A 323-nucleotide genomic window follows, 5' to 3' on the forward strand; every position below is an offset into this window, starting at 1 on the left:
AATCAAGTGATACTGCTTACCTAATGTAATTAAAATATCTTCAATTACATCATCTAATTTTAATGCTTTAGCAACTTTGCGCTTAGCACGAACAACTTCAGTATTACCTGCTGCTGCTAATTCTAAGTCTAAGCCAGTACCAGCTGTAGCTAAAGATAAACCACTTTCGCTATCTACTAATGCAGCGCAAACGAAACCATCGATATCAGTTAATTGATCTAGTGTAATACGAGCCATGAGCGTCCCCGTTTCTATTTAACATTGTTGTTCATTTTAGTAATTCAATTTTTATTTTGCTTTACTAAAACACTTTACTATTTAGC

General features: G+C 33.7%; 1 protein-coding gene. It reads right to left on the minus strand.

Going from position 1 to position 323, the window contains the following annotated elements:
* Positions 1-237, minus strand: a 237-nt coding sequence (locus EXE10_RS21300; protein WP_130114622.1) for a roadblock/LC7 domain-containing protein, incomplete at its 3' end; no start/stop codon positions are given.
* Positions 238-323 lie beyond the last annotated feature (86 nt).

This window comes from Acinetobacter sp. WCHAc060033 (genome assembly GCF_004209125.1).
GTDB lineage: Bacteria > Pseudomonadota > Gammaproteobacteria > Pseudomonadales > Moraxellaceae > Acinetobacter > Acinetobacter wuhouensis.